This is a genomic window from Candidatus Rickettsia kedanie, assembly GCF_045865205.1.
In the GTDB taxonomy this organism is placed as follows: domain Bacteria; phylum Pseudomonadota; class Alphaproteobacteria; order Rickettsiales; family Rickettsiaceae; genus Rickettsia; species Rickettsia australis.
Map to the genome: position 1 here is coordinate 1 of NZ_BAABMM010000005.1, position 13,178 is coordinate 13,178.

The following is a 13,178-nucleotide window of genomic DNA, read 5'->3' on the forward strand; positions in this document are numbered from 1 at the left end:
CAAATCCGCCTCAATAAATCTCTAGCTCTCTCCGCTACCTTTCTCGTTAATACCCTCTTTCTATACTTTGGTATCCATATAATGTGTACTTTCAAATCATACTGGCTATGGCTACTTTTTCTATAACGCCTCATATCTCTTTATAAATTAGTTGCCAAGGTAACTTCATTATATCTTCCCTTCGCCTTTAGGTGAAGGGATTTCTCATCCCCGATAGGGACATTAAAAAATAACGGAACAACAGAGTATTATACCGAAGCTTTAGCGTGGCTTGATAAACTTATGAGACCGCAAGTTGAGGTTGTTGTTATATCTATAGATGAGATAAAAGCCAATGCTCATTATTATTTAGGTATGATTTATGAAAATAGTAAATCAGAATTAGATTGGTTTAGAGCAATAAGAGAATATATTAAAGCTCTAGAAATTGATAAAGATTCTAACTTTTTCTATGGTTATGATACCATTCTGTACATTTTTAGCAATATTTGTAAAAAAATAAGTGACTTACTTTTAGTACTAGGGCAATGGTATAAAAGTAAAAATGAAAATGTAAGTGCTATCAAGTTAATTCATGAAGCAATGAAATATTTTAAAGTAAGTTTAAGTATAGCCAATATTGAGGAGAGTAGTAATATTCTGCATGAAATTTTTAGTATTGTAAAAAATAAAAGAGAAACGAAAGCACATTATGTATCTTTAGAAAAAGATCTTCATATATCTGTAGCAGAATTTTTATTTAAATTAAATTTAATACAAAGCAGGGCTTGAATATTTGAGAGCTGCAAGTAGAAGCGATAAAGATGATAAGGAAAAATAAGCATTAGTATCAAAAGCGTTAAAAGCTTTTGATATGGATATGAAAATATTGGTTTTATAAGTGCAATACTTGAAAAAGGCAAAATAGAAGATCTTAGTATGTTTACCGAGGAGGTTAACAGAACAAAATTTTTCAGCGATACACAGATTCTAATAAATGATTTTGTACCACTGCCGGAGCCGCAAGCCAAGGAGTGGCCAAAAGTACAACAAAATCAAAATGAGCAATTGACTAATGAACAAAAAGAAACAAATAAACAAAATGATATGCAGCTTCAAAAACAAGAAGAAGCTTTAATTCAGCCGCAGCAAACACAACAACAGCCAACAAGAAATACCCCGCTTCACACTATAGAAAATATACAAGAATCGGATTACTGGTATAGTGAAGATGATATAAAAAATATATTAGAAGCAAATATAGATAAAAATAAATTCTCTACAGTTACCAATGTTGATTTAACAAGCCCTGACCAATTAAGAGATGCACTTAGAGAGGGAGTGCATGAGGATTTGCAGAACAAAGGTAAAGTTGTACTTATGCCTATTAATACAGGACATGGGTATTGGGTAAGTATGGTGATTACTAAAGATGATAATACAAATAAGATAATATTTACTTATAATGATCCTTTGGGTCGATCGTTAAACGATCGTCCTGACTTAGTAGCCTTTATTACCGAGGTTTGTTCTGATGCAGAAATAATAGATTTGAAAACTCCACAACAAGAAGAAGGAAATACTTCGGACTGTGGAGTTTTTGTATGTGATAATTTAGTAAGACAATCTCAAGGTCTTGAAATTCTCTCTATGGAGCAATGTAGAGAACAAGGACTAAATTTAAGAAAACCTCAAGCTGAAACATTAAAACAAAGTTTAATAGCTCAGATGAAGAAGATGATAATAAGAAGGAGAATAATAGTAATAATAATGAAGAAATAGCCTATCCTCCTTATGGTGATAATAGGTATTGTTGCGTGGACCAGTAAAACCTACTGTGTCACATCCCGTGTCTTGACCACGGGGTCCATAAAAACAATAAAAAATACTAATAATTTTAGTATTTTAACTGGATCCCGTGGTCAAGACACGGGATGTGACACGTTACACCGAAAAAGAATTACCGCAGCCGCATTTTACTTTAGCTTGCGGATTACTAACGTTGAAATATGAACTGCCGAGTTCCTCTATAAAATCTAAAGTACAATCTAGCATAAATTTTTGAGAGATAGGATCAATAATAATTGTAGCATTATGTTTAGTAATGACATAATCATCTTGCTCTATATTATCTTTTGAGACTAGTTCGTAATTATACATAAGTCCTGAACAACCGCCGCTATCAACAGAAACTCGCAGTACTAAATTCTTATCTTTTTCTAGCTCTATTAACTCGCAAACTCGTTGAAAAGCTCTATCCGTAATTGTTACCGTCACCAAAATTACCTTGTAAAAGTCTTGTAAATTATATAGTATAATGAATATTTTTTCAAGATGGCGTTGTGGTGTAGCTTTGGTACAGCGGTTCTATGTCATTCCCGCGTAGGCAGGAATCCAGAATAAATAGCCTAATAATAAGCATACTTAATAAAATAAATCTATAAAAACTTGTTTTTATAGATTTTACTGGATTTTTTCCTACGCGGGAATGACATAAGAGACTCATAATAACGCCTTTCAAAATAAAGGATAACGATGCTTGCTTCATACGCTTCTGATCCTCTTAAAAGTAGGGGAAGATTATATAAAGAAATCCCTACCTCTTATAGAAACGAGTTTGAATGTGATCGTGATCGCATTATTCATACCAATGCATTTAGGCGTTTGCAATATAAAACTCAGGTTTTTATTAATCATGAGGGAGACCATTACAGAAATAGGCTAACTCATTCCCTAGAGGTTGCGACTGTTGCACGTTCGGTTGCTAATACTTTAAATTTATCAAGTGATTTAGCTGAGACAATAGCACTTGCTCACGATCTTGGGCATACGCCTTTCGGTCATGCGGGAGAGAAAGCTTTAAATGAATGTATGAAAGAGTATAACGGCTTTTCCCATAATGCTCAATCTTTAAAGATACTAACACTACTTGAAAAAAGATATGCGGCTTATAACGGAGTAAATTTAACATGGGAAGTTTTAGAAGGAATCGTAAAACATAATGGTCCTATAGCTGGTGAAATAAATGAATATATAGCGGAGTATAATAAACAAAATGATTTAGAGCTTAGTACTTATGCGTCGGCGGAGGCTCAAATAGCAGCACTTGCCGATGATATTAGCTATATTTCGCATGATTTGGAAGATAGTATCGGTGCTAAAATGATCGATTTTAATAGTCTTGCTGAGCTTAAATATATTGATCAGCATGTTTTTGAACTCAAATCAAAATTTAAGAATATTAGCTCCTCTTGTCTGATTTATGAGGTAGTACGTAAGCTAATGCATGAATTGATTACCGATTTATTATGGCAAACAAAAGAAAATTTAAATAAAGAAAAAATTATTAATATAGACGAAATACGTAACTTAAATTATCAGATAGTGGATTTTACCGAAAAAACTAATGACCGTATTAAGGAAACTAAAAAGTTTCTGCATGAGCGAGTTTATAAAAGTAATAAAATTACGGCCATCAGCCTTAAATGTACTAAAATCGTACAAGGTCTATTTAAGGTTTATATGGATGATATTAATTTATTACCGGTTGATTGGAAAATGCTAATAGACTCTAATGAAACATATAGTAAAGCTAGAATTATTGCCGATTATATAGCAGGTATGACCGACCGTTTTGCTATTCAAGAATATAATCAGCTTTGTTCGCTGAATTTTAATAATATCTAAAAACTTAATTATGAATATATTTAATCAACTAAAACAAGATATAATTGCGGCAAGCAGGCAATTATATAATAATCAAGAAATAGCAAATAATGCTACTATTGAAACTCCGAAAGATAGTTTTAACGGCGATTTATCAAGTAATATTGCAATGATTATTGCTGCTAAAGAAAATATTTCTCCTCGGGAAGTGGCTTTAAAGTTTAAAGAAATCCTTATAACATTACCTTATATTGCAAGTATAGAAATAGCAGGACCCGGCTTTATTAACTTTACTATAAAAGCCGAAACTTGGCAGATAGCAATTAAAGATATTCTACAGCACGAAGAAAAGTTTTTTGAAATTGATATAGATAAAAGCAGAAATATTAACATCGAGTATGTTTCGGCAAATCCCACCGGTCCAATGCATATAGGGCATGCTAGGGGTGCAGTATATGGTGATGTGCTAGCTAGAATTTTGCAAAAAGTAGGTTATTTCGTTACAAAAGAATATTATGTTAATGATGCAGGTTCGCAAATAAATGATTTAGTTAGTACGGTATTATTACGTTATAGAGAAGCTCTGGGCGAGAAAATTACTATCCCTGCCGGTTTGTATCCAGGCGAGTATTTAATTCCGCTTGGGCAAATTTTGGCGCAAGAATACGGTAATAAATTATTAATGATGGATGAAGAGGAAAGATTCAAAATAGTCAAAAATTTTGCCGTAGAAAAGATGCTTGATTTAAATAGAAAAGATTTAGCAGATCTTGGTATTAAACATGATATATTTTTTTCTGAACAGTCATTGCATGATAAAGGCGAAATAAAGGAAACAGTGAAATTACTTACCGGTATGGGGCTGATTTATGAAGGAATACTCCCCGCTCCTAAAGGTAAAGTTCACGATGAATGGGATAACAGAGTTCAAAAATTATTTAAATCTACTAACTATGGTGATAGTCAGGATCGTCCTATAGAAAAAGCTGACGGAAGTTGGTCTTATTTTGCTTCCGATCTTGCATATGCTAAGGATAAAATAGATAGGGGAGTGAGCCACCTAATTTATATACTTGGTGCTGATCATAGCGGGTATGTTAAAAGAATTGAGGCAATAGTTAAGGCTCTAGGCAAAGAGCAAGTTAAAGTAGACGTTAAAATCTGTCAATTGGTCAATTTTGTTGCAAACGGTGTGCCGGTTAAAATGTCAAAACGTCTTGGAAGCTTTGCTAGTGTACAAGATGTAAATCATGAGGTGGGGAAAGATATCATAAGATTTATGATGTTAACAAGACAAAATGATAAGCCGCTTGATTTTGATTTAGTAAAAGTGAAAGAACAATCAAGAGAAAACCCCATTTTTTATGTACAATATGCACATGTAAGAACAATATCAATTTTATCAAAAGCTAGAGCATTAATGCCTGAATCTTATAATAACTTTGAAGACGGCAAGTATGATTTATCTTTATTATCCTCAGAAGAAGAAATTGAGATCATAAAACTTTTAGCTAGTTGGACAAAAACATTAGAAACATCTGCAAAATATTTTGAACCGCACCGCATTGCATTTTATTTAATAAATTTAGCTTCAAAATTTCATTCTATGTGGAATTTTGGTAAAGAAAATAGCGACTATAGATTTGTAATTGAGAGCAATAAAGCATTAACTACTGCTCGTCTTGCTCTTGCAAGTGCCATACAGAAAGTTATAGCTAACGGTCTTGAAGTGATAGGTGTAGAACCTATGGATAGGATGTAATATGAGGCAACTAATCCTGTCATCCCGTGGCTTGACCACGGGATCCAGCATAAAGCAAGATAAATCAAGCTTTTTGTATTCGTATTTTTTTACTGGACCCCGTGGTCAAGCCACGGGGTGACAGTGGTGAAACTGAGCCATGCAATATGATCAATAATGTTTTTGTTAAAATATGTCTAGTATGCTTGATATGTATATCCGGTATTTATTTTAGTGATCAATATTATCAGAATAGTAAGCCAGTAATTACTATTTATCCTGATGAGCTGCCTACAAAAATAAGACCATCTATAATAGAAAATAACCAAATAGCAGCAGTACATAGTACGATATATGAAAATCTTATTGCTAAAGATACAAATATTAAAACCGTAAAATTGCTTCCTGATCCTGAGAAACCTATGAGTATAGATTCTCGCAATCAAGGTCAAAGTGATGAATCTTTTGATGAAATATCCAACCTTATTGCATTAATAGAGCCAAGTAATAACGCCAAAAATGAAACTGATTTAAATATAATAAAGCTTGAAAAAGGAAGTAAGAATAAGGTTAGTAATGCTAAAAATTGTAAAAATAATGAAAGTTATAAGGTACAACTAGGTTCAGTAAAATCTGAAGCAGAAGCAATGCAAGAAGGGGAAAGAATAAAAAAGAAATTCCCAAAAATTCTTAAAAATGTTGTTATCACAACCAAAAAAGTTAAATATGACGACGGAAAATTTTTCTATTTAATCTTAGCCGGTGATTATGGTAGTCTTAGTCAAGCTAAAGCGGTTTGTAAGAAACTAGCATATAATAAGCAAAGTTGTGTGTTGAAATAATATAATTGGAATAATTTATGATAATAGATGAAGAAGATTTTGATGAAATGACAATTGGGGAAGATATAGCATTTTCAAAACTTGCAGATAAAAGATTGAAAGAAACTAAATATTGGATAAAACATGAAGATGCTTGGATATTCTTGGCATTGTTAGTGAGCATTGTTGTGTGGATACACAGTCGTCATTGAGAGGAACGAAGCGACGTGGCAATCCAGAGAATAATTAAAAAAATTCTGTAAATCAGAATTTTTAACTGGATTGCTTCGTCGAATTACTCCGTAATTCTTCTCGCAATGACGATAAATAAAAATTAAATAACTTATGAAAGAAGCTAAAATAGAAAATATTGACTTTGGTAATGCATTATCGGAGCGTTATCTTGCTTACGCGTTGTCAACGATTATGTCACGTTCGCTTCCTGATGTACGCGATGGACTTAAGCCTGTACATCGTAGGTTATTATACGCAATGCTACAGCTAAAGCTTGAGCCGAATTCCGGCTATAAGAAATGTGCAAGGGTGGTCGGTGATGTAATAGGTAAATACCACCCGCACGGTGATGTGGCAGTGTATGATACTTTGGTACGCCTTGCTCAGCATTTTTCGTTACGTTATCCTTTGATTGACGGGCAGGGTAATTTCGGTTCTATCGACGGTGATAATGCAGCAGCTATGCGTTATACCGAATCACGTATGACGGAAATATGTACTTTATTAATGGTAGATATTGATAAAGATACGGTAGATTTTCGCCCTACTTATGATGATTCCGATTTAGAACCGATAATAATGCCGGCAAGTTTTCCGAATTTACTAGCTAACGGTTCTGAAGGGATAGCAGTCGGTATGGCAACCAATATACCACCGCATAATTTACATGAGCTTTGTGATGCTCTAATACATTTAATCGACCACCCGAAAGCTGAAATTAATGATATAATGCACTTTATCAAAGGTCCTGATTTTCCGACCGGCGGCATAATTATTGATAAAGCTGAAGTTATTAATGCTGCATATACTACCGGACGCGGTAGTCTTAGAGTGAGAAGTAGATGGGAAAAAGAGGAGCTAAGTTACGGTACATATAAGATAGTCGTAACCGAAATACCTTATCAGGTTCAGAAATCAAAACTTATAGAACAAATAGCAATATTACTAAAGGATAAAAAAATCCCGCTTGTTAGCAATATTAGAGATGAATCAACCGACATTATAAGGTTGGTTATAGAGCCAAGAGACCGTAGTTGTGATCCGCAGATAGTTATGGAGTCTTTATTTAAGCTAACGAATTTAGAAAGCCGCATTCAGCTCAATATGAATGTGATCGGCAGTAATAACGTGCCTAGAGTAATGAATATTTTAGAGGTTTTACAAGAGTTTTTAGCTCATAGACAGAATATTGTTACTCGCAGGTCAACTTATCTTTTGAATAAAATCAAGCATCGTTTAGAAATTCTAGAAGGGCTTAGAATAGCTTATCTAAACCTTGATGAGATAATTAAAATTATTCGTGAAGAGGATGAGCCGAAAGCGATAATGATGGAGCAGTTTAAACTAACCGAAATACAGGTAGAAGCAATATTAAATACTCGTCTTCGTTCGCTCCGTAAGCTTGAAGAGCAGGAAATTATTAATGAGCATAGTAATTTGCAGAAGCAACAAGCTATATTAGAAGAGATTTTAAATAATCCTAAAGAACTATGGAAAATAGTTAAAAAAGAAATCAAAGCAGTACAAACGAAATTTGGATTAAATACCGTAATAGGAGATAGACGTACAAGCTTTGAAGAAGTAACGCTTACGAATCAAGTAGTTGATATAACAGCATTTATTACTAAAGAGCCGATTACTATTATCTGCTCAAAAATGGGGTGGGTGCGTTCACTAAAAGGTCATAACACTGATTTATCGAATATTAAATATAAAGAAGGTGATGCAGAGAAGTTTATTTTAGAAGCTTATACAACCGATAAAATATTAATAGTTAGTTCGGAAGGTAGGTTTTTTACTTTGCTTGCCGATAATATTTCCAAAGGTAAAGGAACCGGCGAATCTATAAAGCTGCTTGTGGATATAGGCAATAACGATATTACTAATATTTTAGTCCATAAACCTGATCAGCTTTTATTACTCGCAAGTAGTGTAGGTAAGGGGTTTTTAGTTAATTCAAACGAAGTAATAGCTCAAACAAAAACAGGGAAGCAAATTATGAATGTACCGGATGGTCATGCATGTATAGCTTGTTTACCTGTAGCGGGTGATGCCGTTGCCTGTATCGGTGAGAGCCGTAAATTATTGGTATTTAATGTAGATGTAATACCTGAAATGAAAAAGGGGCAAGGCGTAACGCTGCAAAAATTTAAGAATGCAAAGTTACTTGATATTAAAATATTTAATAAAGAAGATGGCTTAGGTTGGAACAACAATGGAAAAGTAAAACTTGAGAAAAATATCATTGCATTTTTAGGAAAAAGAGGTAGTACTGGTAAATTACCGCCTATGGGTTTCCCTAAAAATAATAGATTTTCATCATAATTTGAGTGTATACAAAAAAATAGCATATTTTATATGGTGTGATACAAGCGCATTATCTATAAATTCGCTTGTATCGTTCTATTATGAAAAGTTTTGAAATTCATCTTACCTATTTAAATTAATAGATGTTACTATCTCCTACTCCTATAATATCAACCTGATTATCCTGATGATTTTCCTCTAACTGATAATATGTAAAATCTTCATATTATTACCGAAAAGGTTATAAACACCGGTTAATAGCTTATTACTATCTTTAAAAAATTGAATTATAGTAGAACAATCCTCGCTAATTATATCTATTAAAGGTTTTCCGATAGCGGTAGCAGCAGCCATAAGTGCTGGTACCTTTATTGCATCAAATTTACTTATAACATGGTTGGGGTTTGAAATTTTTTTTTTGTAAAACCTATACTCATTAAATGAGGGATTGCAGTAATATATTTATCTATAATATTACTTGTTTCCATCATGTTTTTAAATACGTTTAATATAGGAGAGAAAAAATTTTCACGGTCTTCTGACGTTGGTTTTTCTATGTTCTGAGTGACATCTATCTTTATCTTGAGAGAATTATCCTATTTCATATTAAAAAACTTCAATGCTGCCTCAAAATCCCTGTCTTTTGTATAGACTTTCTGAATATTTAAAGCATGTAATATTGTAAATATTTTTTTAAGTTGGAACTAGAAACAAAATTATATGCATCTTTAAATAATAATTTAGCAGCGGTTGCATATCTTGTAATTGCTTTTAATCCATTTACAAAGGAATATCCTGAGGTTGTCAATTGAGCATGATTAATAGTGTTACTCCTGTTTTAAAATAATAAAAATCATATATCACATAATTACCATATATTATGGTTGCAACACAATATATGGTAATCAGAGAAAGTCAATAGCTAAAAATAAAATATATAATTTTATTTAATCAAAAGGCAGTATAACCGGAATTTTTCAAAATTCACTGGGGACTTAAAGTACAAAGCTAAGTATAATTTGACAAGAATTAGAGAGCTGTAAGCTAATAGAATGGGTTTAAAGGTTAGAAGAGTAGACAAAAGCTATTATGTGAAGACAAAACTATAATTTGTTGATAGTTTATTAAAAAGGTATAATAATCAAGGCGTAAGATACTAGAAAGTTTTTACTCTATGTCATTCCCGCGGAGGCGGGAATGACATAGAGTGGGTTTTGCGAGCCATGCAACAACGCCGGAATCCAGTAAAACCTAAAAAATCTTTAAAATCAAGATTTTTTAGCATGGATCCCTGCTTTCGCAGGGATAACACATAGGATGGCTTTTTAAAAATTGTCCAGTACTATACATAAGATTGCTCTAAGCATTGATTATAGTAGTAATGGGAATAATAATTAAAACTTAAGTTTTGTACCTATAAGACCAACAGTACCTCGTGTTGTTTTACTAGGTGCTTCAGGGTAATATACAGGTTTACCTTTAGCTTGGAAATGAGAAATTTCAGCATATGGTAATAAACCAGGCATAATCTTATATTCAGTAGCGAGGCTCACAGCATCGACGGTGTTTTTATATCTTGAAGTTTTAAGATATTCAAGACTTGTCTTTATAGGTCCTTGTCCATAAGCAACTGCTCCATTGTAATAATAGGTATCACGACCGACTTTATAATATTCCTTAGCGGTTAAGCTTTTACCTAAATTACCGTAAGAAGCCCCACAAGAGAAATTACCATAAGTAAATATGGCTCCAAGATTATATGCTTTTAAATTAGAAAGCTTATAGGTATTCAATACTTCTATTACCTTAGTGCCTTCCATTTTAGCATGAACAAGACGACGAGCAGGTTTACCATACTCTCCGGTAACGGATAATTTTAAGTCTGCATCTTCGCTAATTTCATGTTCATAAGTTAAGCCGGCAGAAAAAGCATCTCTAATATTCTGATTTATAGTCATAGTTTCGCCATTTCCTAAGGAAACCGTCTTTATTCCGGTTCTAGAAACACTAACTCCGTTTCTTCCTGAGCTTTCACACTTTAAATTATTCATATCTTTGTTACCGCCCGTATTAGCAGTATCGGGAGTATAAGAGATACCAGCCTGGAAGCCTTTCATTTTAGGTGTGAAAAAGTTGAGTCTTCTAGCTTTTTCAGTTTTTGCATTGATTTGATCAAAAGAGTTCGAGTATGATGCAAGATAAAAGCTAGCACCAGTGTCGAAATCCGGTTTTAAACCATTATACCTCATATATTGCCCATCAAGTAGAGCATATCTATACCATCCTCCGGTACCTGCGGTTACTTGAGAGCCGGTAACACGCAATTTAGAACTTGCATCGACAGGAGAACCTAATTCTACTTTACCGTAACTAGTTTCAATAAAGATATGTGATCCGTTATAACTTGCAGAGGTTTTTGCTCTTGTAGTAGGCTGAAGCACTATTTTAGCACCTGCTATTACATCATTGATAGTTTTAGAAATAGTTGCCGCAAATGCTGCTTCCGTGTCAAACCCTAACTTTTTCCTGTTATCAGTTACATTTTTATCAAATAAAATTAAATGATTCTGTTTAATATAACCGCTTTCAAATAAATACAATCCTTCTAATTTTATTTCAGTATCAGAATTAGAAATAACAGGTGTTGGATTTTCTTCGGCAAGACCAGCCGATGCAAAGCAAATAATACTTGCAGCTAATAATAATTTTTTCATCTTTAATATAAGTCCCCATAAACTTTAAATAATCAAATTTACTATACAAAATAAATTTTTAGTATTCATAAATATAAATCAACTACACTATAAATTTTTAGTATTAATCAATATAAATCAACTACACTATAATATAATAATACTTTTCAGAATTGACAATAAAAAACTATTTTAATTTGTAATAATTTAATTTAAAATATATAATGTTGTATTATTATTACTATCATTATTCAAGTAGTCTTAGACTTATAGTTTTAAAGAAAAATTTTGTATTGTAAATAATTATGAGTTATAATCATCAGTTTATTAATTAAATTAAGTTTTATGGCTATAATGTCAGATAAGTTGATAAAGGAAGCTGTTATAAATCGAAGTATGATAAGGCCATTTGCGGAAAAGCAGGTAAGAGTTCATAATAAAGCAAAGATTATTTCTTATGGCTTATCTTCTTACGGTTATGATGCTAGAGTATCTAATGAATTCAAAATATTCACAAATATAAATTCTACTACGGTTGATCCAAAAAATTTCAGTGAATATAATTTAGTTGATAGAGAAGTAGATGTGTGTATTATTCCACCTAATAGTTTTGCTCTTGGCAGAACTATAGAATATTTTAAAATACCGCGTGATGTATTAGTTATTTGTGTCGGCAAGTCCACTTATGCAAGATGCGGTATAATAGTAAATGTGACTCCGTTAGAACCGGAGTGGGAAGGACATGTAACTTTAGAATTTTCTAATACTACTCCATTACCTGCTAAAATATATGCAAATGAAGGAGCTTGTCAGTTTTTATTTTTAAAGAGTGATCAAATTTGTGATACTTCATATGCCGATCGCCAAGGAAAATATATGAAACAAGTAGGCGTAACTTTACCGTTAACATAACTTTTTTATGTAAGAACCTGTTCATGATCTTAATTTTAAAGCTAATTAAAATCTTTATTAGCCGCAAATTATGAGATTTTTTTGAAATAAGAATACTATTCCTATAAAGATCTTATTAATTTTTGCTTAACAATCTGTTTAATTATCAATCAAAATAAAGTCGTAGATAGGCTCTAGAAAATTATATTAAATTTTTAATAAGGATTTTTATGAGTACAATAAACACCGATACTAATGAGGCAATGCCGCATATTTCCGTTAACGCACAATATATAAAAGATTTATCTCTTGAGAACCCTTCTGCCCCGTCTTCTCTCGCGGCTTTAGATCAACGCCCTCAAATTGATTTATCTCTAGATATAAATATTACTAATTTATCGGAAGAAAATTTCTATGAAGTAGAGTTAAATATCGAAGCAACTGCAAGAAATGAAAAATATAAATTATTTCATATAGAATTAAAATATGCTGGAGTATTTAATTTAATTAGTATTGATTCTGAACAACATCTGATTTTGTTATCTGTTCATTGTCCGGCAATGATATTTCCATTTGCTAGAAAAATTATAGCTAGCTGTACTCAAGATGCAGGATTCCAGCCTTTAATGATTGATCCTATAGATTTTGGTGCCTTATATCATAAGAAAATGTCAGAGCATCAAAACTAAGAAAATCATTGCATTATTTAATAAATTTTGTTTTTAAACGCCATGGTTTTTAAATCATAGATAGAGTTGATAGTAAAAATTTTATCAATTTGATTCAATATTCTTTACTGATGTAATTAATGAGTATAAAGCACTAGATAAAAAATTATAATTTAGT

The 13,178-nt window shown here is 32.4% G+C and carries 13 protein-coding genes; 9 read left to right on the forward strand and 4 right to left on the reverse strand.

Annotated elements, in window-relative coordinates; translation table 11 throughout:
* Nucleotides 1-134 (reverse strand): transposase (locus ACKTSD_RS00440; protein ID WP_412707556.1); only part of this gene is annotated, 134 nt, incomplete at its 3' end.
* A gap of 148 nt (nt 135-282) precedes the next feature.
* On the opposite strand from ACKTSD_RS00440, the gene ACKTSD_RS00445 reads away from it, so the two are divergent.
* The gene (locus tag ACKTSD_RS00445; RefSeq protein WP_412707500.1) at nt 283-771 is read left to right on the forward strand and encodes a hypothetical protein; all 489 of its coding nucleotides are present in this window, start codon (nt 283-285) and stop codon (nt 769-771) included.
* Nucleotides 772-918: 147 nt separating this feature from the next.
* Nucleotides 919-1,761, forward strand: a complete 843-nt coding sequence (locus tag ACKTSD_RS00450) for a Ulp1 family isopeptidase (RefSeq protein WP_412707501.1) — start codon at nt 919-921, stop codon at nt 1,759-1,761.
* A gap of 162 nt (nt 1,762-1,923) precedes the next feature.
* On the opposite strand, the gene ACKTSD_RS00455 is transcribed toward ACKTSD_RS00450, so the two are convergent.
* Nucleotides 1,924-2,256 carry an iron-sulfur cluster assembly accessory protein gene (locus ACKTSD_RS00455; protein ID WP_412707502.1) on the reverse strand — a complete coding sequence of 111 codons (333 nt, stop codon included), beginning with the start codon at nt 2,254-2,256 and terminating at the stop codon, nt 1,924-1,926.
* Nucleotides 2,257-2,514: 258 nt separating this feature from the next.
* Here ACKTSD_RS00455 and ACKTSD_RS00460 point away from each other — a divergent pair, with 258 nt between their 5' ends.
* The 5 genes from ACKTSD_RS00460 (at nt 2,515) to parC (ending at nt 8,766) form a co-directional block, all read left to right on the forward strand.
* A complete protein-coding gene (locus ACKTSD_RS00460; protein ID WP_412707503.1) occupies nt 2,515-3,666 on the forward strand; it encodes a deoxyguanosinetriphosphate triphosphohydrolase in 1,152 nt (383 codons plus the stop codon).
* Nucleotides 3,667-3,676: 10 nt separating this feature from the next.
* A complete protein-coding gene (gene argS / locus ACKTSD_RS00465; protein ID WP_412707504.1) occupies nt 3,677-5,407 on the forward strand; it encodes an arginine--tRNA ligase in 1,731 nt (576 codons plus the stop codon).
* Between the two features lie 146 nt (nt 5,408-5,553).
* Complete coding sequence (locus ACKTSD_RS00480; protein WP_412707506.1) at nt 5,554-6,228, forward strand: SPOR domain-containing protein; 675 nt, start codon at nt 5,554-5,556, stop codon at nt 6,226-6,228.
* Nucleotides 6,229-6,245: 17 nt separating this feature from the next.
* Nucleotides 6,246-6,419: a hypothetical protein gene (locus tag ACKTSD_RS00485; protein WP_412707507.1), complete on the forward strand. Its 174-nt coding sequence runs from the start codon at nt 6,246-6,248 to the stop codon at nt 6,417-6,419.
* 133 nt (nt 6,420-6,552) lie between these two features.
* Entirely contained in the window at nt 6,553-8,766 is a 2,214-nt protein-coding gene (gene parC, locus ACKTSD_RS00490; protein ID WP_412707508.1) for a DNA topoisomerase IV subunit A, read from the forward strand.
* Nucleotides 8,767-8,946: 180 nt separating this feature from the next.
* On the opposite strand, the gene ACKTSD_RS00495 is transcribed toward parC, so the two are convergent.
* Together ACKTSD_RS00495 and ACKTSD_RS00500 are read right to left on the reverse strand one after the other, a co-directional pair.
* On the reverse strand, nt 8,947-9,102 hold the full coding sequence (locus tag ACKTSD_RS00495) for a hypothetical protein (protein ID WP_412707509.1): 156 nt from the start codon (nt 9,100-9,102) through the stop codon (nt 8,947-8,949).
* A gap of 1,040 nt (nt 9,103-10,142) precedes the next feature.
* Complete coding sequence (locus ACKTSD_RS00500; protein WP_412707510.1) at nt 10,143-11,462, reverse strand: porin; 1,320 nt, start codon at nt 11,460-11,462, stop codon at nt 10,143-10,145.
* A 324-nt stretch (nt 11,463-11,786) separates the two neighbouring features.
* Between ACKTSD_RS00500 and dcd the strand changes: the two genes are divergently transcribed.
* Nucleotides 11,787-12,353, forward strand: coding sequence for a dCTP deaminase (gene dcd, locus ACKTSD_RS00505; RefSeq protein WP_412707511.1), 567 nt, complete (start codon nt 11,787-11,789; stop codon nt 12,351-12,353).
* A gap of 209 nt (nt 12,354-12,562) precedes the next feature.
* On the forward strand, nt 12,563-13,021 hold the full coding sequence (gene secB, locus ACKTSD_RS00510; protein WP_412707512.1) for a protein-export chaperone SecB: 459 nt from the start codon (nt 12,563-12,565) through the stop codon (nt 13,019-13,021).
* Nucleotides 13,022-13,178 lie beyond the last annotated feature (157 nt).

What these genes read in the sequence shown, in the direction of transcription:
- ACKTSD_RS00480 (WP_412707506.1), top strand. Translation starts at nt 5,554, where the DNA reads ATGATCAATAATGTTTTTGTTAAAATATGTCTAGTATGCTTGATATGT.
- ACKTSD_RS00495 (WP_412707509.1), bottom strand. Translation starts at nt 9,102, where the DNA reads ATGGCTGCTGCTACCGCTATCGGAAAACCTTTAATAGATATAATTAGC.
- ACKTSD_RS00500 (WP_412707510.1), bottom strand. Translation starts at nt 11,462, where the DNA reads ATGAAAAAATTATTATTAGCTGCAAGTATTATTTGCTTTGCATCGGCT.
- parC (WP_412707508.1), top strand. Translation starts at nt 6,553, where the DNA reads ATGAAAGAAGCTAAAATAGAAAATATTGACTTTGGTAATGCATTATCG.
- ACKTSD_RS00450 (WP_412707501.1), top strand. Translation starts at nt 919, where the DNA reads ATGTTTACCGAGGAGGTTAACAGAACAAAATTTTTCAGCGATACACAG.
- argS (WP_412707504.1), top strand. Translation starts at nt 3,677, where the DNA reads ATGAATATATTTAATCAACTAAAACAAGATATAATTGCGGCAAGCAGG.
- ACKTSD_RS00460 (WP_412707503.1), top strand. Translation starts at nt 2,515, where the DNA reads ATGCTTGCTTCATACGCTTCTGATCCTCTTAAAAGTAGGGGAAGATTA.
- ACKTSD_RS00445 (WP_412707500.1), top strand. Translation starts at nt 283, where the DNA reads ATGAGACCGCAAGTTGAGGTTGTTGTTATATCTATAGATGAGATAAAA.
- ACKTSD_RS00485 (WP_412707507.1), top strand. Translation starts at nt 6,246, where the DNA reads ATGATAATAGATGAAGAAGATTTTGATGAAATGACAATTGGGGAAGAT.
- secB (WP_412707512.1), top strand. Translation starts at nt 12,563, where the DNA reads ATGAGTACAATAAACACCGATACTAATGAGGCAATGCCGCATATTTCC.
- dcd (WP_412707511.1), top strand. Translation starts at nt 11,787, where the DNA reads ATGGCTATAATGTCAGATAAGTTGATAAAGGAAGCTGTTATAAATCGA.